A 16,187-nucleotide genomic window follows, 5' to 3' on the forward strand; every position below is an offset into this window, starting at 1 on the left:
AATTTGCTTGGCGACCATAGCGTTGTGGACCCACCTGATTCCATGCCGAACTCAGAAGTGAAACGCAATAGCGCCGATGGTAGTGTGGGGTTTCCCCATGTGAGAGTAGGACATCGCCAGGCTTTAATTTGAAGAAAAACCCCAGCAGAGATGCTGGGGTTTTTTGCGTTTAAGGCTCAATAAACTTGCCTTCTGCCAGTTGCCATAGTGCGTTGACTAAAGGGTCGTTTAATTTTGAACGTTTACAGCAGATACCTAAATCAAATGCTTTGATCGGTGCAAGTTTGAGTTTCTGCACTTTATCTTTTACCGGGCTGTTGTTGATCACCACATCTGGCGCTATACCGATACCACATCCTAGAGCAACCATGCTGACAATTGCTTCGTGACCTGCTACCTGAGCATAAATGTTGGGTTTAATCTTCATCTTTTTCAGCCAGATGTTAGCTCTGTCTCGTGCGGTTCCTGACTCAGGCAGGATAAAAGGAATGTGCTCCCATTGGGGATCCTCTTTTTTTAATTCCTGAGAAAAGTTACTTACACCAACGGGGGCAATCACGGATAGCGGAATTTGCCCTATTAATTCAAAAGCCAGCCTGGCAGGGGTGTGTTCAGGTATTGCTGATATCGCAATATCTATATCGCTGTCCATAACCCGGTCAATCGCCTGAGCGGGATCTCCAGTCGAAAGCTTTAGTTCAATTTGCGGATACCTTACACGGAAGTCATTGAGAAGTTCTGGCAGGTGGCTATAGCTGGCAGTGACGGAGCAAAAGAGCCTGATCTCACCTTCCAGTTCCTTTGTTTGCTCGCAAAGTTCAGAACGCAGACTGAACCATTCACTGGTCATATTCAGTGCGACAGGTAAAAGCTTTCTACCTGCGTTAGTTAGGTCTACACTTCTGTTGTCGCGAATAAAGAGGCTTTGACCGACCTCTTCTTCCAGCTTTTGTATCTGTCGGCTGAGTGCTGACGGACTGATATGCATCGCTGTGGCTGTTTTATTAAAGCTCTTACTGTCACATAGATGGATAAACAGCTGCAGACTTTTTATATTCATAATTTACGTTGCACTATTTGCAATAATTAGTTGTGAATATATCACTTTAAGCAATTCTCGTCTTGCTTTAGTATAACTTCATTCGGTGATAAAGCACCGACCAACGGACAGTTTCTCAAAGGAGTCTCTAAAAATGGCTAACTATTTCAATACACTTAATCTACGTCAGCAGCTAGACCAGCTTGGTCGTTGTCGTTTTATGGATCGCGAAGAATTTGCAAATGAAGCAGAATTCCTGAAAGGCAAAAAGGTTGTTATCGTAGGTTGTGGTGCTCAGGGTCTTAACCAGGGCCTGAACATGCGTGATTCTGGTCTTGATGTGGCTTATGCACTTCGTCAGGCTGCGATTGATGAAAAGCGTCAATCTTTCAAAAACGCATCTGAGAATGGTTTTGAAGTTGGTAGCTATGAAACTCTGATCCCTCAAGCGGATCTGGTTGTAAACCTGACTCCTGACAAGCAACACACTAATGTTGTTGAAACAGTAATGCCTCTGATGAAAGAAGGCGCTGCTCTGGGTTACTCTCATGGCTTTAACGTTGTTGAAGAAGGCATGCAGATCCGTGATGACCTGACAGTAGTAATGGTTGCACCTAAGTGTCCTGGTACTGAGGTTCGTGAAGAATACAAGCGTGGCTTTGGTGTTCCTACACTGATTGCTGTTCACCCTGAGAATGACCCTAAAGGTGAAGGCTGGGATATTGCTAAAGCATGGGCTGCTGCAACTGGTGGCCACCGTGCAGGTTGTCTTGAGTCATCTTTCGTTGCTGAAGTTAAATCTGACCTTATGGGTGAGCAGACTATTCTTTGCGGTATGCTACAGGCCGGCTCTATCGTATGTTACGAGAAGATGATTGCTGAAGGCATTGATGCTGGTTATGCAGGTAAACTGCTTCAGTATGGCTGGGAAACCATCACAGAAGCACTTAAGTTCGGTGGTATCACTCATATGATGGACCGCCTGTCTAACCCGGCTAAGATCAAAGCATTTGAGCTGTCTGAAGAGCTTAAAGAGCTAATGCGTCCGCTATATAACAAACATATGGATGATATCATCGTAGGTGAGTTCTCAAGCACTATGATGGCTGACTGGGCTAACGATGATGTGAACCTTCTTAAATGGCGTGAAGAGACTGGTGAGACAGCATTTGAAAACTACCCTGAAAGCGATGTAGAAATCTCTGAACAAGAGTACTTCGATAACGGTATCCTGATGATTGCTATGGTTCGCGCGGGTGTTGAACTGGCATTTGAAGCGATGACTGCTTCAGGTATTATCGATGAGTCTGCATACTATGAATCTCTGCATGAGCTTCCACTGATTGCAAACACAATCGCTCGTAAGCGTCTGTACGAAATGAACGTAGTAATCTCTGACACTGCTGAATACGGTAACTACCTGTTTGCTAACGTAGCAACTCCGCTTCTGCGTGAGAAGTTCATGCCTAACGTGGGTACTGACGTAATCGGTAAAGGTCTGGGTGATATCTCTAACCAAGTTGATAACGCGAAGCTAATTGAAGTGAATGACGTTATCCGTAACCACCCTGTAGAGTACATTGGTGAAGAACTACGTGGCTACATGACCGATATGAAACGTATTGCTGTTGGTGGTTAATCCTTTATAGCGAATACGGCTAATAGGAAGCCTGGCAATTGCCAGGCTTCTTTGTTTGTGACTCCTGTAACTTTTTAATTCTGAGTCAGTTTGTGAGGCAAAATCTTAGTTTCTCAATTGGTTATATGGTGTCGTAAGCGGTAGAATTGGCTGGTTATTATTCAGGAAGGTTGTTATGGGACAGTTTAGTATTTTAGGTTACATAGCCGTAGGTGGTGCATTTGGTGCCTGTTCGCGGTATTTGATCTCCGAGTTATGTGTTCTGCTGTTAGGGCGGGGGTTTCCTTATGGTACGTTGACCGTCAATATTCTGGGTTCATTCATTATGGGGGTATTAGTCTCTGCATTTCAAAATGAAATGTTGGGTGCGGATCCCTGGAGGCAGATCATTGGTCTTGGGTTTCTTGGGGCGCTGACCACATTTTCTACTTTCTCTATGGATAACGTTCTGCTCATGCAGCAAGGGGCATTTTTTAAAATGGGCCTGAATGTGCTGCTTAACGTTACCCTCAGTATTTCCGCTGCCTGGTTTGGCTTTCATCTGCTTATGAAGATCATTCAGCACGGTTAAGATAATAAAATGGTACAGAGTACTTTTACCTGAGCTCTGCTTACCCTATAATCAAATTCACTTGTCGGAGTGCCATTTGGCTGAGACCGCATTGCGGGATCCGTTGAACCTGATCAGGTTAAAACCTGCGAAGGGAACAAGAGAAATTGTTAGACTTGTCGTCTGCTTTCTGTAGATCTAACTCGTCATAAGTGTTCACTTATTGATTTCTTTTCTCTAACTGCACCTATCCGATAAGCATTTATTCCCTAAATAACACAAGGAAAATGCTATGTCGTCTACTAGAAAACAAGCCAGACTGGAAGCAAAACAGTTTATAGACTCCCTTTCGGTACAACCTTACCCCACTTCCAGCAAGGTATATCTGCAGGGCAGCAGAAGCGATGTACGCGTCCCTATGCGCCAGATCTGCCTTTCGGATACTCTGATTGGCGGCTCAAAAGAAGAGCCTGTTTATGAGGCTAATGAGCCAGTAAATGTTTACGATACATCCGGTGTATACACCGATCCAACCTATACTATCGATCTATATCAGGGGCTTCCTAAGCTACGGGAGAGCTGGATTGCGGAACGAGAAGATACAGACACTCTGAACGGAGTCAGCTCTGAGTACGCCATCGAAAGGCTGGCAGATAAGACACTGGATGAGCTTCGTTATGGAAATCTGCCACGTGTTCGACGTGGTAAGGTGGGCAAGTGTGTGACTCAACTGCATTATGCCCGTCAGGGAGTGATTACCCCGGAAATGGAATTCATCGCTATCCGTGAGAACATGAGCCGTGAAAAGTATCGCGATGAACAACTTAACCGCCAGCACCCGGGCCAGAATTTTGGGGCCAATCTTCCTGAGAAGATTACGCCTGAGTTTGTGCGCCAGGAAGTCGCAGAAGGCCGGGCGATTATTCCGTCGAACATTAACCATCCTGAATCTGAGCCAATGATTATCGGGCGTAATTTTCTGGTGAAAGTGAATGCTAACATAGGCAACTCCTCAGTCAGCTCATCGATAGAAGAAGAAGTCGAAAAACTGGTTTGGAGTACCCGCTGGGGCGCGGATACGGTAATGGATCTGTCGACCGGACGTAATATTCACGAAACGCGTGAATGGATACTGCGGAACAGTCCGGTACCGATTGGCACCGTGCCTATGTATCAGGCATTGGAAAAGGTCAATGGTGTTGCTGAAAACCTATCCTGGGAAGTGATGCGCGATACTCTGATCGAGCAGGCGGAACAGGGCGTCGATTACTTTACTATCCATGCCGGGTTGCGTCTGCATCATGTGCCGATGACCGCTAAGCGAGTGACCGGTATCGTCTCTCGGGGTGGTTCAATTATCGCTAAGTGGTGCCTGGCTCACCATACTGAAAGTTTCTTGTATGATCACTTCCGCGAGATCTGTGAAATCTGTGCTCAGTATGATGTTGCACTGTCTTTAGGTGATGGCTTACGCCCGGGCTCGGTGGCGGATGCTAATGACGAAGCTCAGTTTGCGGAGCTGCATACATTAGGTGAGCTGACCAAGATTGCCTGGGAATATGATGTTCAGGTTATTATCGAGGGACCAGGACATATTCCGATGCACATGATTAAAGAGAATATGGACGAGCAGCTGAAGCACTGTCATGAGGCACCGTTCTATACGCTTGGCCCACTGACAACCGATATTGCACCGGGCTATGATCATATTACTTCAGGAATTGGTGCTGCTATGATTGGCTGGTATGGCTGTGCCATGCTTTGTTATGTGACGCCGAAAGAACACTTAGGCTTGCCAAATAAAGAAGATGTTAAAACCGGTCTGATTACCTACAAACTTGCCGCTCATGCTGCTGATTTGGCGAAAGGACACCCTGGTGCTCAGATCCGCGATAACGCTATGTCTAAAGCACGTTTCGAATTCCGCTGGGAAGATCAGTTCAATCTGGCTTTGGACCCGGAAACAGCGCGTAGTTATCACGATGAAACCATTCCTCAGCAATCGGGTAAAGTCGCACATTTCTGTTCCATGTGTGGCCCTAAGTTCTGTTCAATGAAGATCTCTCAGGAAGTTCGGGATTATGCTGCTAATAATCCAGTTGATTTTGAACAGACTATTGAGACCGTTAACGTAACAGATGTCGATGAGGCAATGAAGTTGAAGTCTCAAGAGTTTAAATCATCGGGTGCTCAGCTTTATAAGCTTGCGACTGATGCTATGGCCGAGGAGGACAGCTAATGTCCGAATTAGCTCAATCAGGCGCGGATGTTTCACGTGAAACACTCCAGTCGGAACATCAGTATTATCTCGGAAAGATAAGCAATGATCTTGTTGCTACAGCGAAAGATACTGCTGTAGACATAGCCCCATTCACGAGTGTAAGTAGTGAGGCACTGAGCATCTACCCGGTTGTCGATTCCGTAGCCTGGATACAACGTCTACTGGAATTGGGCGTTAAGACCGTTCAGTTGCGTATTAAGGATTCTGCCTATTCTGGTCTGGAAGAGGATATTCAAACGGCTATTCAGTTAGGGCGAGAATTCAATGCTCAGGTCTTTATTAATGATTACTGGCAGATGGCAGTAAAACATGGTGCCTATGGTATTCACCTTGGCCAGGAGGATTTGGAGACTGCCGAGCTGGATCAGATCCGAACGGCGGGCATTCGGTTAGGCGTATCGACTCATGGATATGAGGAAATGCTGCGTGCCGCCCGAATTAAACCAAGTTACATCGCATTGGGACACGTCTTTCCTACCACGACAAAACAGATGCCTTCGCAGCCACAAGGGCTGACCCGATTAGCAATGTACCAGAGTTGGGTAGACGCAATGAATGACGAGCTGGGTACTGACATTCCGACAGTAGCGATTGGTGGGATAGACCTGTCTAATGCGGCCGATGTGTTGAAGTGTGGCGTAACCAGCCTGGCTGTCGTCCGTGCGGTGACGCTGGCTGACAATACTCAGCAAGCGCTGGAAAGCTTCCGATACGTATTTCAGGAAATAAACAGCCCTGAAAAGGGGGCTTGAATGGCCGAAGAAGAACGATTATCTGACCAGGAATTTCTTCGCTACCAGCGGCAAATATCGCTTCAGGATATTGGTGAGGAAGGACAGCTAAAGCTAAAGAATGCCAGTGTTCTCATTGTCGGATGTGGCGGGCTGGGTAACGTTGCTGCGCTATATCTGGCTGCTGCCGGTGTGGGAAAACTGCTACTGGCGGATGGTGACGTGGTGGAAGATTCCAACCTGCAACGTCAGGTGGCGTACCGCGAATTTGATTGCGGTACGCAGAAGGCGGTAGCGTTGTTGAATCAGATTAATGAACTGAATGCCGAAGTGGATGTAGAGATTAACTGTCATTATCTCAAGGGGAGTCAGTTTCAGAATGTAGCGGAAGACGTCGATCTGGTATTGGATTGCTGTGATAACTTTGCTACCCGTCAGGAGGTAAATAGGGCCTGTCGGGAGCTTCGCTTGCCGCTGATTTCCGGTTCTGCCATTGGCTGGAAGGGGCAGTTAGTTAGCTTTGCATTCCACAAATATCTATCACCCTGTTACCACTGCCTGTATCCATTTAAGCACAATGATACGCAGGCAAACTGTCTGCAGGGGGGAATTGTGGGTCCCGTCGCGGGGATGATTGGCACGGCACAGGCACTGCAGGCGATTACATATTTTACCCAGAGCAAGTCACTGAGTTGGTCGGTGCTGCATGTGTTTGATGCCCTGACTTTTGAATGGCAGGCATTACATTTAATGCAGGATGATGAATGCCTGGTGTGTGGAAGTAATAAAGAAAATAGTCATCTGGATCAGGGAGAGGAAGTCTATGCGCATTTGGCTCAATAAGAAACCATTAACATTGAATCAGAGTCTGACTCTGATTCAATTACTAGAAGAACAGGCTGTTTCGATTGCTGGCTGTGCTGTGGCAATCAATAACAACATCGTGCCAAGAAACCGCTGGGAAAGTACCACCTTGAGTGAAGGTGACGAAATCTCTCTGTTTCAGGCTATCGCAGGAGGCTGATATGTTAACCATCGCAAATAAAACATTTACGTCCCGGTTGTTAACCGGAACCGGAAAATTTGCCAGCAGCGATATAATGGCAAAGGCCATTCAGACATCGGGTTCTCAGATGGCTACCATGGCGTTAAAACGGGTAGATATCGATAATCAGGAAGATGATATTCTGCAGCCTCTGATTCAGGCTGGCGTTAATCTGCTGCCTAACACATCCGGTGCAAAGACGGCGGATGATGCCATCTTTGCCGCTCAGCTTGCGCGTGAAGCTCTGGGAACCCAGTGGGTTAAGCTTGAGATTCATCCAGACCCAAAATATCTGATGCCGGATCCAATCGAAACGCTAAAGGCTGCAGAAAAGCTCGTTGAAGAGGGCTTTATCGTTCTGCCATATTGCCATGCAGATCCGGTTTTATGTAAGCGACTGGAAGAAATTGGCTGTGCCGCGGTCATGCCTCTGGGGGCTCCGATTGGGACAAATAAGGGGCTTGTCTCTCAGGACTTTCTGCAGATTATAATCGAACAGGCAAGGGTGCCCGTGATTGTCGATGCAGGAATAGGGGCACCTTCCCATGCCGCGTTGGCGATGGAAATGGGGGCTGACGCAGTGCTGGTGAATACTGCCATTGCTTCAGCTTCTGATCCGGTACAAATGGCGAACGCTTTTCGCCTGGCGGTTCAAGCTGGCAGACTGGCTTTCGAGTCGGGTTTGGCGGCGACAGAAAACCATGCGATTGCATCCAGTCCGCTGACGGCATTCTTGGATGGGGGGGCATAAGATGACGTTTTCGGATGAACTAATACAGTCTGACTGGGAAAGGACGCGCTTATCCATTCTCGAAAAGACAGATAACGACGTGCGCAATGCTCTGGCGAGAACCAAGCGTACTCTTGAAGATTTTAAGGCGTTGATATCTCCGGCAGCCGAACCGTATCTGGAAGAGATGGCCCAGCAGTCCTATGCGTTAACCAGAAAGCGTTTCGGGAATACAGTGTCATTCTATGTCCCTCTGTACCTCTCTAACCTGTGTTCAAACGACTGTACCTACTGTGGCTTTTCGATGAGTAATAAGCTTAAACGCAAAGTACTCACGCTCGAAGAAATAGAGCAGGAGCTGAAAGTCATTAAGGCGATGAAGTTCGATAGCGTGTTGCTAGTGACCGGTGAGCACGAGACGAAAGTAGGTATGGATTACTTTCGCAAGGTTATTCCGCGCATTAAGCAGGAGTTTAGCTATCTGGCGCTTGAGGTACAGCCGTTGGATGAAGATGAATATGCCGAGCTTAAACAGTTAGGTGTGGATGCGGTCATGGTGTACCAGGAGACTTATCATAAAGAGGAGTATGCCAAGCATCATCTTCGTGGTAAAAAAATGAACTTCTTCTACCGTCTGGAAACGCCGGACCGGATCGCTTCAGCGGGTATTGATAAAATAGGTTTAGGAGCTCTGATCGGGTTGGATGACTGGCGTACTGACTGTTTTTTTGCTGCCAGTCATCTGACGTATTTAGAGAAGCGTTATTGGCGTACTCGGTACTCTATTTCGTTTCCTCGATTGCGTCCTTGTGCCGGTGGCCTGATGCCGAATTCATTGATGTCAGACAAGCAACTGGTCCAGCTGATTTGTGCATACAGATTGTTCAATAGCGAAGTGGAGCTCTCTCTTTCGACTCGGGAGTCAGCAGACTTTCGAAATAATTTGTTGTCTCTTGGAATAACTCATATTTCAGCAGCATCAAAAACTCAGCCGGGAGGGTATGCTAATCAGGAGCCGGAGCTGGAACAGTTCTCTGTCAGCGATGAACGTTCAGCCGTAGAGGTGGAACAGGCTGTACAAAAGCATGGATTGGATCCTGTTTGGAAAGACTGGCATCGCGCCTATTCGGGTTAGCTCCAAACTTGAGAAAAGAATGTTTCACGTGAAACATAAAAAAGCAGAGCTACCCGGAAGGTACTCTGCTTTTATTTTACCTGTTGGCTCTCAGATTAAATCAAAGGGCTGGTTGCTTCTGTCAGCCATTGTAAGGTAGCCCCTTCAACTAATGGACTGATGACATCATATACGGTCTGATGGTAATCATTCAGCCATTGCTTCTCTGTAGGTGTCAGCAGATCACTATTAATACAGCGTTTATCTATTGGACAGCGTGTCAGAGACTCAAAACCATAAACACTGAAATCGCCTTGTGTAGGGAACTCGGTAACGAGCTCCAGGTTTTCAATACGAATGCCGAATGCGTCCGCACGGTAATAACCCGGTTCGTTGGAGACAACCATCCCGGGAACTAACGCAGTTGGTGCAGTCACTTTGGAAATTCGCTGTGGGCCTTCATGTACGCTGAGGCAATGACCGACACCATGTCCCGTTCCGTGGTCATAATCATAACCATGAGACCATAGATGTTGGCGGGCGATAGCATCCAGGTGATGACCACAGGTCCCTTTAGGGAACCGAGCCTGAGACAGGGCAATGTGGCCTTTTAAGACCAGAGTAAACTGCTGTTTCATCTCTTCGGAGAGCTCGCCGATGGCCACTGTTCGGGTGATATCTGTTGTACCATCTGGGTAGTGAGCTCCGGAATCCACTAAATAGAAGTTACCCAGCTTAAGTTTACCGGGCTCTGGCTGGTTGTTGTGGTTGTAGTGACACATCGCGGCGTTATCTGCGGCCGCTGAGATAGTGTCAAAACTTAAATCAACCAGGGATTTGTCTTCGCGTCGGAATGCTTCTAGTTTATCGGCCAGTTGTGCTTCATCATGAAGATGGCCACTCGTTACCTCACTGTCCAGCCAGGAGAGGAACTTGACCATGGCCGCGCCATCACGAATATGACACGCTTTCATTCCAGTGACTTCTACTGGGTTTTTTTCCGCCTTAGGAAGCTGACATGGGTCTGCTGAGTGGATAATATTCGCGCCGGCTTTTTCCAGGCACAGGCTAAACCATGCATTACTGGTTGCAGGGTCCACGAGAATATTTGTGTCCACCAGTGTCTGAAGAAAGGCGTCCAGATCACCGGGGTTATGCACCCGTACACCACTGCCGACATGTTGGATAAAATCCGTTGGTAAACGCGAAGGGTCAATAAAGAAATCAATACTCTCGTCTGCATGAATAACGGCGGATGACAGTACGACCGGAAAGCATGCTACATCCATGCCGCGGATATTCAGTAACCAGCAGATAGAATCCAGCTGGGTCAGCAATGCTGAGTCAGCTTTATGTTGTAGAAGAATCTCCGCTACCTGTTTTCTTTTATCGCTACTTGAACGGCCAGACAGTGCTTCATCCAGCCGATTCACGTCAGATACCTGAGGGGCAGGTCTGTCATGCCATAACAGATCGACCGGGTTGGAGGGTATTACCTGGATCTCCACCGAATCAGCCAGCATGCTTTGCGCTTTATCTAACCATGCTGAGGAATGCAGCTTGGCATCTATGGCCAGTTTGGCTCCCTGATGAAGGTTATCTAAAACCCACTGCAGTGGTGGCTCTTCGATTAAGTGACAGTATTGAAATATGGATTCTGGGGCTTGTTTTGTTACTTGTACCGTATAACGCCCATCGACAAAAATAGCCGCAGTCTCCAGAGTGATAACTGCTGCTCCGGCTGACCCGGTAAATCCGGTCGTCCATGACAGCCTTTCATTGTGAGCCGGAAGGTATTCGCCCAGAAATTCATCTTCATGGGGGATCAAAATCGCATCCAGTTGCTGTTCCCGAAGCCATTGTCTTAGCTGGCTGATTCTTGAAATTATCGTATCGCTCATAAATGGACCTCTTGATAAGAATTAAGCTAAGCTCCTAACAAACTTGCTGGTCAGCTAAGAGCTATTAGTGAAATAAGCTAACTGGTTTAATGAATTCAGGCAAATCTGTTTTATCGTACTGTATTCGCTAAGAGGTTAAGGGGCTGAGTATTGTTGATGATCAGGTCTTTTATCCAGCGAATCGCTGCCTCGTTTTCACGGTGCTTATTCCAGAATAGCGTATAGGCAAAAGGTGGTAACGGCGTCGGTAGGGGAAGTAGCCTGAGCTTATGGTTTTCTGCCACCATATGAGCAAAGTGTTTTGGCACGGTAAAGATAAAATCTGTATAAGAGCATAAGCTTACCGCACTGTTAAAATCAGGTACCAGCATCGCAATGTCCCGCTCCAGTCCCTCATCGGCAAGCTGGTGATCGAGCAGCCAGCGGTCATTACCATCGCAGGTGGCTTGGATGTGACGCATCGCTAAGTAGGTAGATAAATCCCATTTCTTTTTTAGTACCGGATGGCCTTTTCTCACCAGGCATACCTGTTCATCACGATAGATCTCGGTAAAACTGATATCAGATGGTATTTCCTGAGGCTGGCTATAGCCGGGCTGAGTGATGTCCCGCCCTTTGATTCCCATATCCAGTTGGCCGTGTTGCAGACGAATAAACGTGTCTGAATCCCAGTTGTGAGTCTTCAGGCGGATGGATGGTGCCTGACTGAACAGGGCCGGGACAAAATGAGGAAGAATCAGCGAATAACAACTTTCGACCAGAGCGATATCAAAACGATGAGTTGAACTGGCCGGAGAAAAAGTGTCGGGTTCCGATATGCTCTCAAGTTGGGCGATCAGATTATCCAGCTTAGGCTTAAGAAAAAGGGTCTTAGGGGTTGGGCGTAAGCCATGAGAAGAACGAATAAAAAGAGGGTCGTCAAATAGGTTACGCAGCTTGGCTAAAGATTTGCTGACGCTAGACTGACTGAGGCACAACCTATGTGCGGCACGGGTGACACTCAGTTCTTCGGTTAGCACTTTCAGGCACACAAGTAACGATAAATCCATTCTGGCTATGGCTTCAATGCTCATGTTAATTTCCTATATGGAATATCTAATATGACTATACATCATTATAGCGAATATCAGAGGGGGTGTAGAATAGCAATCGTCCCATTAGTTTAGTTTTTGTTCAAAGGAACTTACACCATGATTCACTTACATCCCGATCTGAAGTCAGCGCAATTAGCGTTATTGGTTCTGCTGGTGTTATTCAGCCCGCTGGGTATCGATATCTACCTTCCGGCATTGCCACAGATTGCGGAGTCGTTCCACGTGAAACACACCCAGGCTCAGGACACAGTGACCTGGTTTCTGTTTACTATGGGGCTTGGACAGCTGTTTGCCGGCCCGTTAGCTGATAAGTTCGGACGTCGGCTTATCGCTCTTGGGGGCGTGCTGATATATGGCATCAGCGCAGCGCTGGCTTATGGTGCACAGAGTATCGACTGGATGCTGGTGGCGCGGCTTTTTCAGGGCTTTGGTGCATGCGCAACAGCGGTGGCGGCATTTGCAACTGTTCGTGATGTGTTTGGGGCCGAGAAAAGTGGGCGGATGATCAGTTATCTGAATGGTGCGATATGTTTTATCCCTGCACTGGCTCCAATACTCGGCAGTTATCTGACGCAGGAGTTCGGCTGGCGCAGTAACTTTAGTTTTATGGCGGGGTTTGCTCTTATCGCCTTGGGGCTGATGGTAGTTGGATTAAAGGAAACCAACCCCGCAGGTGAGGAAATAAAGAAGCTTCCGGTATTTAAGTTTACCCGTTATATGGATGTGTTACTTCACCCTGTCTTTCTGTTTAATGCAACTTTGTGCCTTTTGACCATGGCAGTGGTATTGGCTTATGTTACTGCGGCACCGGTAGCGTTAATGAATCACCTGGGACTGAGTATGAATGAATTCACTCAGTGGTTTGGAATTAACGCCGTTCTCAATATTATCGCCGCATTTACCGCGCCGAAAATCATGGATCGAATAGGAACCCGATTTGCCATCATTATCGGTAGTATCGCTTTATTGTGCGCGGGCGGGCTTATGTTGAGTCTGTCACCGCTACAGACAGCATGGGCTTTTATGCTGCCCATTTTTATCTCCACGGTTGGTTTTGCTTTAATACTTGGTGCGGCAGCGGGAAAGGCTCTGGCTCCCTTTGGTGATAAAGCCGGTACGGCGGCAGCACTGTTGGGTGTGTTTCAGATGAGTGGTGCAGGACTATTAGTGAGTGTCATTCAGAGAATGGGTATGGATATCCAGACGTCACTGACTTTCCATATGTGGCTGGTTGCACCTGCTTTGCTAATATTATTCAGCCCACAAGGTAAAAGGTGGCATCCGTTATTCAATGAATAATGACGTAAAATAGATCAACGCAGAATCCGCTTTCATTGGGGATAAATAGACAATTTTAGTTTTACTCCACGATGAAGAGGTGTATATTTAGCATTCAAATTAGCTCTTGCCATTCTCTTTAATGTATGTCGGTTTCAGCCAATAGCCACTATTGGGTATCCGGCTTAAGTCCAGATAACATTTGTACTGCATTTATTATTTAATATTTTTGTTTATAGAGTGGTGAGTTTTATTCTATTTATCTCGGAAGCAATATTCAGATGTCTTTGACTACGTATGAAATGGCTCGTGTTTTAGAGCAGTTAGAAGAATCACCAGAAAAAATTATGTTTGGTAAGCTGCTCAATGAGCTCGGTAACCAGAGTGAAGAGCGTATTCGCAGTGCCGCGAAGCAGGTTCCGATCCATATGCTGAGAGATATAGTGTATCAGTTTCAGCAAGTTATCGAATCCCGTAAAGGTGAGCAGGTTCAGCTTATGGCAAAAGAGCTTGCCGATCAGGGAATTTCTGTGGAAGAACTGCAGGCATTTCTTAATAAATAAGCAGTAAAAAAGAGCTGAAGATTATCCGGCTCTTTTTTATTAATACACACGCGTTATGAATTTATCACTCTGGAGCGAATCCAATGATCCAGAGAAACCTTTCCTGCACCCCAAATAATGTTGATTAATATCATCAATCCCCATAACTGGTGGTCATAAAACCCTCTTTCCCAAAGGAGCGGATATGAAATCACCGCAATAATATTAAACACAAACAGGATTGCTGCCATTGGCCTGATAAGTAGCCCCGTCAATATGAAGATAGGAATAATGAGCTCTGTTGCTGTACCCAAATAAGCGGCAAGTTGCCATGGCAGAAGTGGCACCTGATATTCATATTCAAACAGATAGAGAGTACTGCTCCAGGCAGCTATTTTGGTCAGCCCGGAATTGAAGAACACATAACTGACCCAAAGCCGGGTTAACAATAACAGTGCGGGTATAACCAGCACCTGCATGCGAAGCACAGAATTATCATAAGTGCTGATGAGTTGTTTCATTGTCGTCTTCATATTATTTTTCTCCCACAGTAAACCCGGTAATTAACCCCAACTGGACAAGGCTATTCAGCTCGGTCAATAACTCGGGATTTATATCACCTAAGCAAGTGTTGTGATGTATGTCTGTGAGCAAACGGTATTGTTGGTCACTGAGAATATGTGTCGTTATTTTTTCAGGGGCTAGCGGCAAATAAACGATAACGCCTCGTTCTGTCTGGTTAGGATCGACACCAGAAAATGAATCGGTTAAGATCGCATTACGGACAGAAAAAACAGAGAAATCAGACTCGAACGGCGTCATGTTTTTAATACTACGCAGCTGTATATAAGGCTGAAGCTCTACTTTTACCTGATTGATATCGTTTAATGGATAGTGGGGGGCCGAACAGTTATCGGTCTGACTATCACGTATGAGCGTATCTATTGCCCATTCCAGCAGAGCAATGTCCGGGAGATAAGGAACCGCACTGACAACGGCTTCAGTCTCGCGGATAGTATGGGAGAAACCAGCACCATAGCCCCATACATTACCTTCCTTGGGAGGGGATATAAGCACATGTTGGCGGGCAAGCTGCATAAAGCATTCGTTACCCACTAAGAGTTGTACAATAGGGTAAGTCGTCGCCAGCGCTTCTGTCAGACTAATGACAAAGTTATTGCGATAGATCTGCAGTTTTTCATCATTACTAAACGTGGAATGCTCTATCTGGCAGTGACTCGCTGTCTCCTGGTAACGTAATGCTGCGCTGAAATGAGACTGGAGCTGGTGTAATGTTAGACTGTCAGCTGCTGTGTTCATGAGGCCTTCCTTACACTTTCATTCCTGTCTGAAGTCTGGTTGGCAAACAGGTAATTACTGGCTATCTCTGCCTCATGCAGCAATACTGCTGGCTCAGGGATATCCTGATCCCATTCTATCAGGGTCTGACGGGAGCCGTGCTGTGCTGTCCAGTGTTCGAACAGTTGCCAGACTTCCTTATGTACCGGTTGATTATGGGTATCAATCCAGATTTCGCCTTGTTCTAACTGCTTAACTGAAAATCCAGCCAGATGAATTTCATCCACACTATCCGGGTTTATGCCATTTAAGTATTCCTCGCAGGAGAAACCATGGTTGAACGCAGACACATAGATATTATTCAGATCCAGCAGTAGCCGGCAGTTGGTGCGCTGTTGCACCTGGGCGAGAAACTCCCATTCAGGAATGGTAGAGTGGGAAAAGCTCAGATAACTGGATGGGTTTTCTATCAGTAATTCCCGACCCAGATAATCCTGAACCTGCATAACATTACGGCAAAAGATAGCGAGTGCTTCTTCTGTGTATGGCAGAGGCAGGAGGTCGTTAAAATAGTCGCCATCATGCTCACTCCAACTTAAGTGATCGGAGACAAACATGGGTTCGACTTTATCCACTAACATTTTTAAATATTGCATATGCTGCCTGCTGACATCGGTGGCAGACCCCAGGGATAATCCAATACCATGACAGCTGATCTGATAATCCTGGCGCAGGGTAACCAGTTGTTCTTGCCCCTGATGAAAGTAGTTTTCACTATGAACTTCCAGCCAGGAAGGCCTTTGGCCTTGGTCAAGATAAGCATTGGTATTGAGGAAGTAGTCCTGGTGAGGATGACGTAACCCGACACCAATTTGTGGGTGGTAGGTTTTGAGCATGGGTAACTCCCGGAGCACATCGTATAGTTTGTTGTGGTATTTCATTGA

The 16,187-nt window shown here is 46.6% G+C and carries 16 protein-coding genes, 1 rRNA gene and 1 riboswitch; of the genes, 11 read left to right on the plus strand and 6 right to left on the minus strand.

All coding sequences use genetic code 11. The annotated features are described in order from the left end of the window. The first annotated feature begins 6 nt into the window (after nt 1–6). A 5S ribosomal RNA gene (rrf, locus tag DI392_RS19030) occupies nt 7–122 on the plus strand. A 47-nt stretch (nt 123–169) separates the two neighbouring features. Here the strand turns inward: rrf and ilvY are convergent. After that, nucleotides 170–1,060 (minus strand): HTH-type transcriptional activator IlvY, encoded by an 891-nt coding sequence (gene ilvY, locus DI392_RS19035; protein WP_109321277.1) that lies wholly within the window; start codon nt 1,058–1,060, stop codon nt 170–172. A 133-nt stretch (nt 1,061–1,193) separates the two neighbouring features. Here ilvY and ilvC point away from each other — a divergent pair, with 133 nt between their 5' ends. The 8 genes from ilvC (at nt 1,194) to thiH (ending at nt 9,150) form a co-directional block, all read left to right on the plus strand. Further along, nucleotides 1,194–2,678 carry a ketol-acid reductoisomerase gene (ilvC, locus tag DI392_RS19040; RefSeq protein WP_109321278.1) on the plus strand — a complete coding sequence of 495 codons (1,485 nt, stop codon included), beginning with the start codon at nt 1,194–1,196 and terminating at the stop codon, nt 2,676–2,678. Nucleotides 2,679–2,853: 175 nt separating this feature from the next. Continuing rightward, nucleotides 2,854–3,249 (plus strand): fluoride efflux transporter CrcB, encoded by a 396-nt coding sequence (gene crcB / locus DI392_RS19045; protein ID WP_109321279.1) that lies wholly within the window; start codon nt 2,854–2,856, stop codon nt 3,247–3,249. Nucleotides 3,250–3,304: 55 nt separating this feature from the next. Beyond that, nucleotides 3,305–3,402, plus strand: a riboswitch (TPP riboswitch). 118 nt (nt 3,403–3,520) lie between these two features. After that, the gene (gene thiC / locus DI392_RS19050; RefSeq protein WP_109321280.1) at nt 3,521–5,467 is read left to right on the plus strand and encodes a phosphomethylpyrimidine synthase ThiC; all 1,947 of its coding nucleotides are present in this window, start codon (nt 3,521–3,523) and stop codon (nt 5,465–5,467) included. Further along, nucleotides 5,467–6,261: a thiamine phosphate synthase gene (gene thiE, locus DI392_RS19055; RefSeq protein ID WP_109321281.1), complete on the plus strand. Its 795-nt coding sequence runs from the start codon at nt 5,467–5,469 to the stop codon at nt 6,259–6,261. The genes thiC and thiE overlap by 1 nt, the downstream gene beginning before the upstream one ends. Next, on the plus strand, nt 6,262–7,083 hold the full coding sequence (locus DI392_RS19060) for a HesA/MoeB/ThiF family protein (protein WP_109321282.1): 822 nt from the start codon (nt 6,262–6,264) through the stop codon (nt 7,081–7,083). Then, nucleotides 7,064–7,264: a sulfur carrier protein ThiS gene (gene thiS / locus DI392_RS19065; protein WP_109321283.1), complete on the plus strand. Its 201-nt coding sequence runs from the start codon at nt 7,064–7,066 to the stop codon at nt 7,262–7,264. Before DI392_RS19060 ends, thiS begins: the two co-directional genes overlap by 20 nt. Before the next feature lies 1 nt (nt 7,265). Then, a complete protein-coding gene (locus DI392_RS19070) occupies nt 7,266–8,036 on the plus strand; it encodes a thiazole synthase (RefSeq protein WP_109321284.1) in 771 nt (256 codons plus the stop codon). A 1-nt stretch (nt 8,037) separates the two neighbouring features. After that, nucleotides 8,038–9,150: a 2-iminoacetate synthase ThiH gene (gene thiH, locus DI392_RS19075; protein WP_109321285.1), complete on the plus strand. Its 1,113-nt coding sequence runs from the start codon at nt 8,038–8,040 to the stop codon at nt 9,148–9,150. A 95-nt stretch (nt 9,151–9,245) separates the two neighbouring features. Here thiH and DI392_RS19080 read toward each other — a convergent pair whose 3' ends face one another. Continuing rightward, nucleotides 9,246–11,030 (minus strand): aminopeptidase P family protein, encoded by a 1,785-nt coding sequence (locus DI392_RS19080; RefSeq protein ID WP_109321286.1) that lies wholly within the window; start codon nt 11,028–11,030, stop codon nt 9,246–9,248. A gap of 110 nt (nt 11,031–11,140) precedes the next feature. Next, nucleotides 11,141–12,103: a LysR substrate-binding domain-containing protein gene (locus tag DI392_RS19085; protein ID WP_109321287.1), complete on the minus strand. Its 963-nt coding sequence runs from the start codon at nt 12,101–12,103 to the stop codon at nt 11,141–11,143. A 117-nt stretch (nt 12,104–12,220) separates the two neighbouring features. Between DI392_RS19085 and DI392_RS19090 the strand changes: the two genes are divergently transcribed. Together DI392_RS19090 and tsrA are read left to right on the plus strand one after the other, a co-directional pair. Next, the gene (locus DI392_RS19090) at nt 12,221–13,423 is read left to right on the plus strand and encodes a multidrug effflux MFS transporter (protein ID WP_109321288.1); all 1,203 of its coding nucleotides are present in this window, start codon (nt 12,221–12,223) and stop codon (nt 13,421–13,423) included. A 260-nt stretch (nt 13,424–13,683) separates the two neighbouring features. After that, nucleotides 13,684–13,965, plus strand: a complete 282-nt coding sequence (gene tsrA, locus DI392_RS19095; RefSeq protein ID WP_109321289.1) for an H-NS-like global regulator TsrA — start codon at nt 13,684–13,686, stop codon at nt 13,963–13,965. 53 nt (nt 13,966–14,018) lie between these two features. Here the strand turns inward: tsrA and DI392_RS19100 are convergent, their stop codons facing one another. The 3 genes from DI392_RS19100 to bufB are packed head-to-tail and all read right to left on the minus strand — an operon-like array spanning nt 14,019 to nt 16,139. Further along, nucleotides 14,019–14,477, minus strand: coding sequence for a DoxX family protein (locus DI392_RS19100; protein ID WP_109321290.1), 459 nt, complete (start codon nt 14,475–14,477; stop codon nt 14,019–14,021). 1 nt (nt 14,478) lies between these two features. Further along, complete coding sequence (locus DI392_RS19105) at nt 14,479–15,264, minus strand: HvfC/BufC N-terminal domain-containing protein (RefSeq protein WP_109321291.1); 786 nt, start codon at nt 15,262–15,264, stop codon at nt 14,479–14,481. Next, nucleotides 15,261–16,139 (minus strand): MNIO family bufferin maturase, encoded by an 879-nt coding sequence (gene bufB / locus DI392_RS19110; RefSeq protein ID WP_109321292.1) that lies wholly within the window; start codon nt 16,137–16,139, stop codon nt 15,261–15,263. The genes DI392_RS19105 and bufB overlap by 4 nt, the downstream gene beginning before the upstream one ends. Between the last annotated feature and the right edge of the window lie 48 nt (nt 16,140–16,187).

Origin of the sequence: Vibrio albus (assembly GCF_003144035.1) — a bacterium.
GTDB lineage: Bacteria > Pseudomonadota > Gammaproteobacteria > Enterobacterales > Vibrionaceae > Vibrio > Vibrio albus.